12 protein-coding genes are annotated in these 12,598 nt (G+C 64.2%); 2 read left to right on the plus strand and 10 right to left on the minus strand.

What is annotated here, in order from left to right:
- Positions 1-85: 85 nt before the first annotated feature.
- Positions 86-1,111, plus strand: coding sequence for a hypothetical protein (locus ACKODO_RS12720; RefSeq protein WP_408983806.1), 1,026 nt, complete (start codon positions 86-88; stop codon positions 1,109-1,111).
- 65 nt (positions 1,112-1,176) lie between these two features.
- Here the strand turns inward: ACKODO_RS12720 and purH are convergent, their stop codons facing one another.
- From purH to ACKODO_RS12740, 4 genes are all read right to left on the minus strand, one after another.
- Positions 1,177-2,766 carry a bifunctional phosphoribosylaminoimidazolecarboxamide formyltransferase/IMP cyclohydrolase gene (purH, locus tag ACKODO_RS12725; protein WP_408983807.1) on the minus strand — a complete coding sequence of 530 codons (1,590 nt, stop codon included), beginning with the start codon at positions 2,764-2,766 and terminating at the stop codon, positions 1,177-1,179.
- 204 nt (positions 2,767-2,970) lie between these two features.
- Positions 2,971-4,599 (minus strand): heparinase II/III family protein, encoded by a 1,629-nt coding sequence (locus ACKODO_RS12730; RefSeq protein WP_408983808.1) that lies wholly within the window; start codon positions 4,597-4,599, stop codon positions 2,971-2,973.
- Positions 4,600-4,726: 127 nt separating this feature from the next.
- Positions 4,727-6,073, minus strand: coding sequence for an RsmB/NOP family class I SAM-dependent RNA methyltransferase (locus tag ACKODO_RS12735; protein WP_408983809.1), 1,347 nt, complete (start codon positions 6,071-6,073; stop codon positions 4,727-4,729).
- On the minus strand, positions 6,070-6,795 hold the full coding sequence (locus ACKODO_RS12740; protein WP_408983810.1) for an RluA family pseudouridine synthase: 726 nt from the start codon (positions 6,793-6,795) through the stop codon (positions 6,070-6,072). Before ACKODO_RS12740 ends, ACKODO_RS12735 begins: the two co-directional genes overlap by 4 nt.
- An 84-nt stretch (positions 6,796-6,879) precedes the next feature.
- Between ACKODO_RS12740 and ACKODO_RS12745 the strand changes: the two genes are divergently transcribed.
- The gene (locus ACKODO_RS12745; protein WP_408983811.1) at positions 6,880-7,098 is read left to right on the plus strand and encodes a DUF1674 domain-containing protein; all 219 of its coding nucleotides are present in this window, start codon (positions 6,880-6,882) and stop codon (positions 7,096-7,098) included.
- A gap of 65 nt (positions 7,099-7,163) precedes the next feature.
- On the opposite strand, the gene ACKODO_RS12750 is transcribed toward ACKODO_RS12745, so the two are convergent.
- The 6 genes from ACKODO_RS12750 to ACKODO_RS12775 all read right to left on the minus strand — a co-directional run.
- On the minus strand, positions 7,164-7,364 hold the full coding sequence (locus ACKODO_RS12750; protein ID WP_408983812.1) for a hypothetical protein: 201 nt from the start codon (positions 7,362-7,364) through the stop codon (positions 7,164-7,166).
- Between the two features lie 202 nt (positions 7,365-7,566).
- The gene (locus ACKODO_RS12755) at positions 7,567-8,082 is read right to left on the minus strand and encodes a L,D-transpeptidase (RefSeq protein WP_408983813.1); all 516 of its coding nucleotides are present in this window, start codon (positions 8,080-8,082) and stop codon (positions 7,567-7,569) included.
- Positions 8,083-8,210: 128 nt separating this feature from the next.
- Positions 8,211-9,017, minus strand: coding sequence for a hypothetical protein (locus ACKODO_RS12760; RefSeq protein WP_408983814.1), 807 nt, complete (start codon positions 9,015-9,017; stop codon positions 8,211-8,213).
- A 40-nt stretch (positions 9,018-9,057) separates the two neighbouring features.
- Entirely contained in the window at positions 9,058-11,007 is a 1,950-nt protein-coding gene (gene acs / locus ACKODO_RS12765; RefSeq protein ID WP_408983815.1) for an acetate--CoA ligase, read from the minus strand.
- A 297-nt stretch (positions 11,008-11,304) separates the two neighbouring features.
- A complete protein-coding gene (locus tag ACKODO_RS12770) occupies positions 11,305-12,297 on the minus strand; it encodes an alpha/beta hydrolase family protein (protein WP_408983816.1) in 993 nt (330 codons plus the stop codon).
- A 3-nt stretch (positions 12,298-12,300) separates the two neighbouring features.
- Positions 12,301-12,598, minus strand: a 298-nt coding sequence (locus ACKODO_RS12775) for an EVE domain-containing protein (RefSeq protein WP_408983817.1), incomplete at its 5' end; no start/stop codon positions are given.

The following is a 12,598-nucleotide window of genomic DNA, read 5'->3' on the forward strand; positions in this document are numbered from 1 at the left end:
GCGTTCGAAGGGGTCGGTCGCGCGCAGGCTTGCGGAATCCTCCTTGAGCCCCGCGAGATCGAACTCGTCGGCGAGGGCGAAGAGCATGCGCACGGCGAGGGGCCAGGGGCTCACCCGCCCCGAACTCGCGGTGCTGCTGGCCTATGCGAAGCTTTCACTCTACGACCATCTGCTCGCGAGCAACGTGCCGGATGATCCTCATCTCGGCTTCGAGCTTCGCCGATATTTCCCCAGGCCGGTGCAGGAGCAATTCCCGGATGCGATCGAAAAGCATCGCCTGCGCCGCGAGATCGTCGCGACGCAACTCGCGAATGCCGTCATCAATCGCTGCGGGCCGGGCATCGTCATCCGCCTGCGGGGTCGCACGGGGCGCTCCGTCGCCGATATTGTGCGCGCCTATGCGCTGGCGCGCGACGTGTTCGGCATTCTCGAGATCAACAACGCCATCGACGCGCTGGACACGAAGATCAGCGGCGCGCGCCAGCTCGCACTTTACGCGACCGCAGCCGACCACGCTGCCGAGCGCATGCTCTGGTTCCTGCGCAATATCGATTTCGCGCCGGGCCTCGAAGCGCTTGCGAAGCGCTTCGGCGGGGCGGTCAGCGGGGTCGCGAAGGATGCGAAGGCGCTCTTCGCGCCGGAGGCCCTTGCCATCCGGCAGCAGCGGCTGGAGGCTTGCAAGGCCGATCGCGTTCCCGTGACGCTCGCGGAGCGGATCGTGGATATTCCCGCCCTTGGCATGGCGCTTGACGGCGCGCTGGTGGCCGAGCGCACAAAAGCCAGCGTCACGGATGCCGTGCGCATGCTCTTCGCCCTCGCCGACGAGTTCGATCTCGCGGGGCTCAAGGAGGATTCCGCAAGCCTGCGCGCGACCGACCCCTTCGAACGCCTCGCCATTGACCGCGCCGCCGCCGCGATCGAGGAGGCCCTGCGCCGCATCGCGGTGGAGGTTCTGAAGGACGGCAAGGGCGGCATCGCGGCATGGGTGGCAGAGAAGGGGGCGGCCGTGGAGAGCGCCAGGCGCACCATCCGTGATCTGCGCGCAGGCCAGCTCAACCAGGCAAAGCTCACCGTGCTTGGCGGCCTGCTGGGCGATCTTGCGCGGGGCTGAGTTTCACGAGCAGGGCACGGGAAAAAGGCCGGGTTGCCCCTGGCCTGCATGTCTGCGCACTGGCATCAATGCCGGAAATGGCGCGTGCCCGTGAACACCATGGCGAGGCCCGCCTTGTTCGCGGCCTCGATCACCTCCGGGTCGCGCATCGAGCCGCCGGGCTGGATGACCGCCGTCACGCCCGCCGCGACCAGCGCCTCCAGCCCATCCGCGAAGGGGAAGAAGGCATCCGACGCCGCGACCGAGCCGACCGTCAGCGGCTTTTCGGAACCCAGGGCCCTGGCCGCCTCCGCCGCCTTCCACGCAGCGATGCGCGCGGAATCGACGCGGCTCATCTGGCCCGCGCCGATACCGACCGTCGCGCCGTTCTTCGCATAGACGATCGCGTTCGATTTCACGTGCTTCACCACGCGATAGGCGAAGCGGAGATCGGCCATTTCAGCTTCATTGGGCGCGCGATTTGTCACCACCTTCAGCGCCATGTCATCGACCACCGCATTGTCGCGCGATTGCACGAGCGAACCGCCCGCGATCGTGCGCGAGACGAAGCCCGCCGCGCGCGGATCGGGCAGGCCGCCCGTGAGCAGCAGGCGCAAATTCTTCTTCGCGCCGATCAGCGCAATGGTTTCATCAGTCGCGTCCGGCGCGATGATCACCTCGGTGAAAATCTCCGTGATGGCCTTCGCGGCCTCGGCATCGAGCGTGCGGTTCGAGGCGACGATGCCGCCGAAAGCCGAGACGGGATCGCAGGCGAGCGCCGCGCGATAGGCATCCACGAGGCTTCCTGCCTCGGCCACGCCGCAGGGGTTGGCGTGCTTGATGATGGCGATGGCGGCCGTGCGCTTGGCATCGAATTCCGCCACGCATTCGAAAGCTGCATCGGCATCGTTGAGGTTATTGTAGGAGAGTGCCTTGCCCTGCACCTGCCGCGCGCTGGCAACGCCAATGCGGGGGCTTGCGGGGTCGAGCACCAGTTTCGCGCTCTGGTGCGGGTTTTCGCCGTAGCGGAGTTCAATCCCCTCGGGATTTTCGGGCGCGAGCTGCGGGCCATCCGCCGTCGCGCCGGCGAACCAGGTCGAAACGGCGCGATCATAGGCGGCGGTATGCCCATAGGCCTTTGCCGCCAGCGCCTTGCGGAAAATGAAGCGCGTCTCGCCGTTATGAGAGTCGAGTTCGGCCAGCAGCGCATCGTAATCGCGCGGATCGACCACCACGCACACCGCGTCATGGTTCTTCGCGCCCGAGCGGATCATGGCCGGGCCGCCGATATCGATGTTCTCGATCGTTGTTTCGTAATCGGCGCCGCGCGCCACCGTTTCGCGGAAAGGGTAGAGGTTCACCACCACGAGGTCGATGGGCTGGATCGCATGGGCCAGCAGAGAGGCCTCGTGCTCCGGGTTGCCGCGCATCGCGAGCAGGCCGCCATGAACCTTGGGGTGCAGCGTCTTCACGCGGCCATCCATCATTTCGGGGAAGCCCGTGAGCTCCGAGATATCCATGACCGGCAGGCCCGCCGCCGCGAGCGCCGCGCGTGTGCCGCCCGTGGAGACCAGCGCGATGCCGTTCGCCGCAAGCTTCCGCGCGAAGGGCACGAGGCCCGTCTTGTCGGAAACGGAGAGCAGGGCGCGCTGGATGGGGCGGGTTTTCGTGGGCATGAGGGATTTCCGGCTATCGGGAAAGCTGGCGGGCGCCTAGAGCATTTTCCGACCAAGTGGGTACCGGTTGGTCGAAGAAAATGCGTGAAACAATAAGGAATTAGAGCGGATACCCTGATTCAGACAGATCAGAATTCGCTCTAGCACAGGGTTGCCTCCCGCGCCATCTTCCGTTCGGCGCGACTGCCATGCGCCGGTTGCCGATCAGGTGAATTCCGGCATGTAGGGGAGAATGCGCCAGCCGATTTCCGTGGAGCCGGCAATCTCGGCCTCGATCACAAGGCAATGGGAGCGGTTGTTGGGCGAGCCCGCCTCGAACACACGGCTTTCCTCGACGAGGATCTGGTAGCCCGGCGCCTCGAACACGAACTGGTCGTAGCCCGGCTTGCCCTCGGGCAGGCGCAGGATGATGGCATCGGCCCGACCCAGCCGAACCGGAACAAGCCGCGGATTGAGATGGAAGGCGAGCGTCACCACCCGGTTCGGCGCCTCGCCCGTGAGGTCATCGAACCGGTCACGCCCGATCAGCCCGGCAAAGGCATCGATCAATGTGAGTTGCCGTTCGAGCGCATAGCCATGCGTATCGATGAAGCCGCGATGGCCGAGCGTCAGCGTCTCGCCGGTTTCGCTCCGGGCCCGCAGCGGTGCCACGGCGCCGGGAAGCGGCCTCAGGCGGGTTTCGGTCTCGCCGGTCACTGTCGCCACATCATAAAGCGTGCCAAGGCCATCCCCATCCACCAGGACCGAGGAATGGGCAGCCGCCGAGCGATAGGCCCGGGCAATCCCCGCATCAGCCCCTGGCGGCATGCCGCAGGAGGTGATGATCCGGTCTGCCCGGCTGGAGAATTCGAAGGCGAGAGCACTGGCGCCGGCGCGCCCCGCGCAGGAGCGGCGAGGTGGGTTTCCGGCATCGGCAATCAGCACGGCATGAGCATTCTCGAGCCGCTCGAAACCGGTTTCCACAGCGGATGTCAGCAGGCTCGCCGGGCCGCGCCGGGAACGGATGATTTCTCCGGCGAGATCGCGCGGAATGCGCCCGCCGCCATTCATCAGCGTCAGCCCGCCATCAGGATGCTGGAGAAGGCGCAGGAAGGCGATCATGTCCGAAAGGGTGGAGGTAATGGCCGGCGGGGGCGCGATCTGCCTCGCGCGATAGAGCGCGAGCATCGCCACGAGATCCGCCGCGATCAGCGCGACGGTGCCGCAATCCCGGTCATGGGTCGCGCCATCCGGGGCCACGAGCGCGGCCAGTGCGAGATCGAGGCTCTGTTCGGCGCTCGGAATGGCCTTCCGCACGCGATCGAGCGCGAGCGCATGAAAGGCGAGCCCGACCGCCGCCTGAAGGCGCCCGACGCCCAGATCGGACCGTCGCGCATAGACAGCGAGAATGGCTCCATCCCGCGCGAGCTGGTCAAGCAGGCGCTCATAGCCGGCGCGATCCTCTCCCTCGGCGAGCAGGCCGGAATGGGTTACCCAGGTGATCACCCGCCGGGCGACCACGGCGGGGTGGTCAGCGAAGGCCGAGCGCCTGTTCTCGGACAGTTTCAGGAAATCCCGCACCAGCTTGCGCGCATGGGCGCGCACTTCCGGCAGGGGGCTTGCATCGCAATGGGCCAACCAGCCAAAGCCATAGAGCGCCCGGACAAAACCTTCGGAGGGCGGCGCCACATAAAAGGGCGAACGATCGCCGCAGAGCAGGCTACGCCCACCCAGCACAACCTGTCCCGCTGCGATATCCGCGGCGATCGAGGGATCAGCGAGATCGATATGCGGGGCGAGGAGAGCGAAACGGCGGGCGCGGTAGAAGCCGCGGAAAAGGGGGCTGGTCGCCATGGCAAGGCGCAGCTTCAGCCAAGCCCGCTTGAGGCGAAGGCGTATGCCCGGCCGCACCCTTCTTGCCGAATCCAACGCCCTAACCCCACCCTGACGCGTTAACCTTGATCCATGCTCTTGTGACCGATCAGGCCCGGTGTTGCAACCGGGCGGCGAAAAACCCATCCGCGCCACCCTCTTTCGCAAGATGACAGGGCAGAACCCGCAAATCACCGGCCGAAGTGAGCATTTCGGCGGGAACACCGTCGGATTCGACCGTTACCGGCCGGCGCATGAATTGTGGATGATCGGAAAGGAAAGCCTCGATCTGCCGCTCGCCTTCCTCAGGCTCCAGCGAGCAGGTGGCAAAGACGAGAATGCCGCCGGGCTTCAGGCTTCTCGCGGCCGATTCCAGCATCGCCCGCTGCTGGCGAGCCAAAGCGAGGATATCCACGAGCGTCTTCGTCCAGGCGACCTCCGGGTGCCGGCGGATGGTGCCCGTGGCCGAGCAGGGCGCATCGAGCAGGATCGCGTCGAACAACCCGGCTTCAAGCGTGAGGGCATCGCCCACCATCACCTCCGCGGGGAGCTTCAGCCGCGCGAGGTTTTCGCGCAGACGTTCGGCGCGCCGGGCGCTGCGCTCCACGGCCAGCACGGCCGCGCCTGTGGCCGCCAACTGCGCCGTCTTGCCGCCGGGCGCCGCACAGAGATCGGCGATGCGCATCCCCGCCTTCGCGCCCATGAGGCGCGCCGGCAGCGCCGCGGCAGCATCCTGCACCTGGAATCGGCCTTCTGCATAGCCCGGCAGCGCGGCGATGGCCGCCTCGGTCTCCAGCCGGAACGAGCCCGTGGAAAGCATCCGCCCTGCAATCTCCGGCGAGAGCGGCGCGAAGATGGTCAGATCGACTGGCGGCTCCTGCCGGTGGATGCGCGCGATCGCCTCGGCCCTTTCGGCTCCGTAGGCACGCGACCAACGCTCGAACAGCCATTCCGGGGCATCCACCGTATCCGGCATGTTCGCGAGGATTTGCGCCTTCTCCGCCGCAATGCGCCGGAGAAGCGCATTGGCAAAGGCGGCGTAATGCTTCGCCTCGCTGTCGCGCTTGGCGATTTCCACCGCGCAATCCACGGCGGCGTGATCGGGCACATCCATGAAGAGGATTTGCGCCAGCGCCGTCTCGAGCAGCGGCTGCAAAGGCCCGGCCTCGGCGATCTCGCCCGTCGCCGCCCGTGAGGCCAAGGCCTGCCGGATGGTGCCGCGACGGCGAAAGGCGACCGTGAGGATCGCCCTGACGAGGCCAAGATCAGCCGGCGGAAGCGGGGCGGTTTTCGTCTCGAGCGCAATCGCCTCGTCAATGGGCCGCCGCTCGCGCATCACACGGCGATGGGCACGGGCCGCGACGAGGCGCGCGCGGAAGCCCGGCGGCTCGGCGCGCGGGCCCTTTTCTTCGGATTTCTCTCGGGGCGGACGTTTCGGTCCCTGCCAGCGGCTCATGTCATCTCTTCGGGCAAGGTGAAATCGGGGGGCAAGGTCATCCGCAGGCTTTCGAGAAGGTGGCGGAAGGGTTCTGGCAGCGGCGCCTCGACCGCAAGCGGGGGCTTCCCCGGATAGAATGGCAACTCGATCCGCGCGGCATGCAGCAACAGCCCGGACGAGGCGGCCATGGCGCGATCCCCGCCATAGACACGATCCCCCGCGATCGGCCAACCCATGGCGGCGCAATGCACGCGAAGCTGATGCGTGCGGCCGGTTTCGGGCGAAAGCGCCAGAAGCGCCAAGCCATCGGCCTGCCCAAGGGTGCGATAGCGCGTGCGCGAAGGATCGCCCGCCGGATCGACCTTCATCCACCAGGATCGCTTGTCGTGGCTGCGGCGCGCGAGCGGCAGGTCGATCACGCCTTCCTCTTCCGAAGGGCGGCCGCAGACGAAGGCAAGGTAGGTCTTCTTCACGAGGCCATCGCGAAACAGGGAGCCCAGCCGCCGCAAGGCCTTCTGGTTCCGCCCGAAGACGAGGCATCCCGTGGTTTCCCGGTCGAGACGATGCGCGAGCTGCGGCTTGTCCGGCGCGCCGAAACGCAGGTCTGGCAGGAAGGCTTCGAGCGTCACACCGCCCTTCGGCCCGGCATGGACGGCGATGCCATGGGGCTTGTCGATGACCAGCACGGCCTCGTCGCGATAGAGCACGGAGGCAACAAGATCGTCGGCGGAAAAACGCATGAGGCGGCCGGGTCTTTTTTCGAAAGCTCTGGTCAGGGGCGGAGGGCAAGCCCTATATCCTGCCCAGGACGGAGGCTCTACCCCATGTCGGAGAAACCGGAAACCGGCGAAATGCCTGCGCCGCAGATCAAGATGCTCTCCCCCGCCGCCCGGCGGGCGCTGGAAGAGGCGGCGGCTCGCCGCGCGGCGCTGGAAGCGCGGGAGGCCGAACTCACGAAACAGGCCGAAATCAACGGCCGCGGCGGGAAGGACCCCGTGCGCTACGATGATTGGGAAGTGAAGGGCATCGCGAGCGATTTCTGAGGGGCGCTATGGTCTACTTAAGGCGCACTCCCGGCCCAAAACATGATCAGGCGATCCAATGGAATCTACCTGACCGCGTTTTCTTTGCCGCCGGTGCCTGCCATGTTTTGGCACATGCCTTCTTGGAGCGATTTCCCGAATTCGGGGCAAAACCGTTCTGGATCAAACCGCTTGATGGTTCGCCCACCAATCACGTGATCGTCTTGAAAGACGAATTCGCCTTTGACTATCATGGCTTTTCCAAAGCCGCTGTCCTGCTGGCTCATTTCAGGCGACGCGCCTTGAGGCACTGGCCAGACTGGCGAGGTGAAATCGTTGAGCTCAATCCGGACGCACTGGTCTCGGAACGGATATCGAAAAGTTATCCTGGCCTTTGGCTCCGTGAGCCAGACCAATTTCTGCAAAACGCATTACCGCGAGCCCATCGGTATCTGAATCGCTTCGTGCCGCCGCCGGGATGGCAAGCCGTTACGCCACCACCGTGATCCGGCTGGGAATGCGCACGCGCGCCATGAGATCGAGCACATCCTCGTCGAGCATGCGGATGCAGCCGAAGGACGCGTAACGCCCGATCGAGGCGCGCATTGAGGGCGAGGTGCCGTGGATCGCGTATTCCCCTGGCGCGATGGTGAGCGCGCCCGCGCCCATCGGGTTATCGGGCGCACCGCCGGGGATGACATCGGGCAGCGAAGGCTTCGCGCGGCGCACCTCCGCCGGTGGCGACCAGGCCGGGCGGTAATGTTTGCCATCGATCGTGCGGGTGCCGAACCATTGCTTGCCGGGCATGCCAACCGCCACCAGGTAGCGGATTGCCGTGCCGTCGCCCTGCACGAAGAAGAGCATGCGCTGGCGCGTCGAAACCACGATGGAGCCCGGCTCTGCCGCGAAGGGCGCTGCCACCAGGCCTCGCGCTTCGGCGCTACCGCCCATCGCCCAACCAGCCAGCCCAAACCCCGCGATCCCGAAAAACGCCCGGCGATCCATTGCCTACTCCCAACGCAGAACTTACTTCCCGCATTGAGCGGCAGAGGAATGGCGAAATCCTTTCCGCCCGCACATGGCTAACGAGTGATCTTTCGGTAGGGTTAGGCTGGGGTTAATGATCGGGGGTGCTACTGGCCAGCAAAGCTGCGATAGGCCCGCGTCGCCTTGCTGGTTGGCTTCTCTGATAGCCATCGATTGATCGCTCGCGCTATGAAGGGATGTTGTTCGGCGTTTGATTCCATCGCCCACAAAGCGACTGAAGCATAGATCACCGACAACCGGATTTGCTGCGGATATTTCTGCGCAACCCTCCTGACGTCATCCTGATTCCGCCTTGTGCGATTGAAATTTGCGAAAACGACAATGTCATCAGGATCAATCTGCGGATTTTCGCTTGTCCTGACGAACGCGTCATAGATTTTGCGAACAAAGCGCGCTTCGCCAGTCGCAAAACTGGCACCCCAATTGTGATCGAAGTCCGTGAACGTAACGGCGGAGCTCGCCAGAAGGGTCGGGCCGGTCGCGCTTCTTGTGATCCTATCAGGAGGCCAGCCCCATTTCCTGCCCAGAACCCCGAGCTTTTGCTTTTGTCCGGCGAGCCGTAGGGCATTGCCGATGATTGCCTGCATGCGCGGACTGGGCGCATCATCAAGGAATGAATCAATTTTCGTCGGATACTTGATGAACAACCCAGTGAGGAACCCCGTAATCGGAGGTACTCCATCCTTGTCGTTCTCAGAAACAGACTGCTCCCAAGCCTTGAGAACACCCTTTACGTTCGTTCCGGTCGGGTTTTGATAATACTTCGATATCAGAACCCCGACCATAACGGCGACGGGGTCAGCGCGTGTTTGTGCACTGACTCCGCTCACCGTTGGCACATACAATCCAACAAAGACCGTGAGAGATAAAATGACCTTGAAAACGCTTTTCAAAACGCTGCCTCCCGCTCGAGTGAAGCGGTAAAAGCCCCGCTCACGCCTTCTTCTTGTTCTGCCGGTTGGCGATGAGGTCGTCAACGACCGTCGGATCGGCGAGGGTCGAGGTGTCGCCGAGGGAGCCGAAATCATCCTCGGCGATCTTGCGCAGGATGCGGCGCATGATCTTGCCCGAACGGGTCTTGGGCAGGCCCGGCGCGAACTGGATCTTGTCCGGCGTGGCGATCGGGCCGATTTCGTTGCGGACGGTGGTGACCAGCGCCTTGCGGAGATCCTCCGAGGGCTTCACATCGTTCATCAGGGTCACGTAAGCATAGATGCCCTGGCCCTTGATGTCGTGCGGATAGCCGACGACCGCAGCTTCCGACACCGCCTCATGCGCCACCAGCGCGCTTTCCACTTCCGCCGTGCCCATGCGATGGCCCGAAACGTTAATCACGTCATCGACACGGCCGGTGATCCAGTAATAGCCATCGGCATCGCGGCGGCAGCCGTCACCCGTGAAATACTTATTCGGGTAGGCGGAGAAATAGGTCTCCATGAAGCGCTTGTGGTCGCCATAGACCGTGCGCATCTGGCCGGGCCAACTATCAGCGATCACGAGATTGCCCTCGCAGGCACCCTTCTGCACCGCGCCATTGGCATCCACCACTTCCGGCATCACGCCGAAGAACGGGCGCGTGGCTGAACCCGGCTTCAGCGCGGTCGCGCCCGGCAGCGGGGAGATGAGGATGCCGCCGGTTTCCGTCTGCCACCAGGTGTCGACGATCGGGCAGCGGCTATCGCCGACAACGCGATGATACCATTCCCACGCCTCCGGATTGATGGGCTCACCCACCGAGCCAAGCAGGCGCAGCGATTTGCGCCTGGTCTTCTTCACCATCTCCTCGCCGGCACCCATCAGCGAGCGGATGGCCGTGGGAGCGGTGTAGAAGGTGTTGACCTTGTGCTTGTCGATCACCTCCCAGAAGCGGGACATGGTCGGGTAATTGGGCACGCCCTCGAACATCAGGGTCGTCGCGCCATTCGCGAGCGGGCCATAGACGATGTAGCTGTGCCCGGTGACCCAGCCCACATCGGCCGTGCACCAGTAGATGTCGCCTTCCTGATAATCGAAGACGTATTGATGCGTCATCGAGGCATAGACGAGATAGCCTCCGGTGGTGTGCAGCACGCCCTTCGGCTTGCCCGTGGAGCCCGAGGTATAGAGGATGAAGAGCGGATCTTCCGCCTTCATCTCGACAGGCGGGCAATGGGCGGAAACCTTCGCCGCCTCTTCATGATACCAGACATCCCGGCCTTCCTGCATGGTGACATGCCCGCCGGTATGCTTCACGACGATCACCTTCTCGACCGCCGGATGTGCCTTGCCGCAGGCAACATCGACGTTCTTCTTGAGGTGGACGGCCTTGCCGCCGCGCAGGCCCTCATCGGCCGTGATGACGATCTTCGATTCGCAATCCTCGATGCGGCCGGCAATCGCATCCGGGGAGAAGCCGCCGAACACGATGGAATGGACGGCACCGATGCGCGTGCAGGCGAGCATCGCATAGGCCGCTTCCACGATCATCGGCAGGTAGATCGTGACGCGATCGCCTTTCTTGACACCGTTGGCCTTAAGCACGTTGGCCATGCGGCAGACTTCCTCGTGCAGCTTGGCATAGGTGATCTTCTTGGAATTCTTCGGATCATCGTCTTCCCAGATGATGGCGACCTGGTTCGCGCGCTTCGCAAGATGCCGATCCACGCAATTATAGGAGACGTTGGTGGTGCCGTCCTCGAACCATTTGATCGAGACCTTGCCTGGCGCATAGGAGACGTTCTTCACCTTGGTGTAGGGCTTGAACCAGTCGATCCGCTTGCCGTGCTCGCGCCAGAAGGCATCGTTATCCTTCACCGAGGCCGCATACATTTTCCTGTATTTGGAATCGTTCACATGAGCGCGCGCCTGCCATTTGGCGGGGACGTCATAAGCCTTTTCGGACATCTCAATCTCCCCACTAGAGCGTTTTCGGCCTGATCAAATTCGGATCGGATGCCTTATCTCTTTGTCTTTTCGCATTTTCTTTTGCGCGAACCGGTGCCCGCCCCCACCTTCGCGGGGGTATGCTTTGCTCGAAAATGCTCTCAACACCATGCGGAAACTCCGCACAAAAGACGTATCATCCCTTGCCGGTCTTTGCTTGCCAGACCTTCTAGCCGTTTTGTCAAAAATGCGGAAGATCGCGCTGCATCGGCAATTGGACGGAGACCGCCGGGCCGAACCGCGCGGCTGCGGCCGGTGTTACCGGGCCGCGATCCCCAGCCCGGACAAGAACCGGTCGACCGGAATGCTCCAGAGCCTGCCCCCGCGCAACAGGAGGCGATGGCCGTCTTCGTTCGGCACCGGCGCGGTCATCACGAATTCGCCGCGCCCGCCGGCCGCGGCAAAGGCGCGATGCCAGCGGCGCGGCGCCTCCTCGCCCCAGAACAGATCATTGGGCGCGTAAAGCCAGATGTTCGGAACCCGTGTCGTTCGGCCGAATGTGCCATAGACCTGTTCCAGAAGCTCGGGAAAGCAGCTTGCCTTCGGGCGCTTCTCGGGATCGCCGCCGGTGCCACCGGAGAAATTGATGTAGCCGATCACCCCCGGCAGGTTGCGCGCGCCGGTGGCCGCACTCGTCAGTCCGCCGACGGATTGACCAGCCAGCAGGATGGCGCGCGGATTGACCCATTTCTGCTCCCGTCCCCACTTGACCGCCGCTTCGACGACATCGGCGGCATTGCGCGCAACGCGATGATAGGCACCGGCGCCCTGGCAGGCACCCGCCCGGTCGATCCGGTTGCCGCTCGATTCGATATCCGGGCCACCGGTTTCGCCACAACCGGGTCGGATCGGCGCCATAACCGCGAAACCCTTGCGTTGCCAGTAGGCGACGTGGCCAAGCGAAACCGGGTAGCGCAGCGCGGCCCTTTCCTCCGCCTTGCCGGAGCGGCCATGCGAAAAGACGAGAAGTGGAAAAGGGCCTTTGCCGGGCGGCTTGTAGACAAAAGCCGTGACCTGCCAGTCCCTGCCCTCGGCGCGGGCGGGAAACACGATCCGTTCCGGCGCCAGTTCGGGCTGAAGCCTGGCCTGGGCCAAAGCGGCGGACATCTGCCCGCCAAGGACGAGGGCAAGGACCAGCGCAAGGACCAGCGCCGGCACCACGGCGCATGGAACATGGCGCACGGCGCATGGCGTAACCAACCGGCTGACAGAACGCTTCAGCCCGTTCAAGGCTTTCATTCCGCGCAGCATGTGTCAAACCTCGCTCATCAACAGAATGCGGTTCCATTCCCCGTCCGTCACCGGCTGCACCGAAAGGCGCATGGAGGTAACGAGGCTCATCTTCGAAAGCGCGGGATTGGCCTTGATCTCCTTCAGCGAGACGGGGCGCGGCAGCGGCTTCACGGCGGCAAAATCGACCACCACCCAAGGTTCGCCCGGCTCGGCGGTGGGGTCGGGATAGGCCTCGCGGATCACTTCCACGATGCCGACGATCTCCAGCCCCTCGTTGGAATGGTAGAAGAAGACCTGCTCGCCCTTTTTCATGGCCATC

The sequence above is a fragment of the Rhabdaerophilum sp. genome (assembly GCF_046092605.1).
GTDB lineage: Bacteria > Pseudomonadota > Alphaproteobacteria > Rhizobiales > Beijerinckiaceae > Rhabdaerophilum.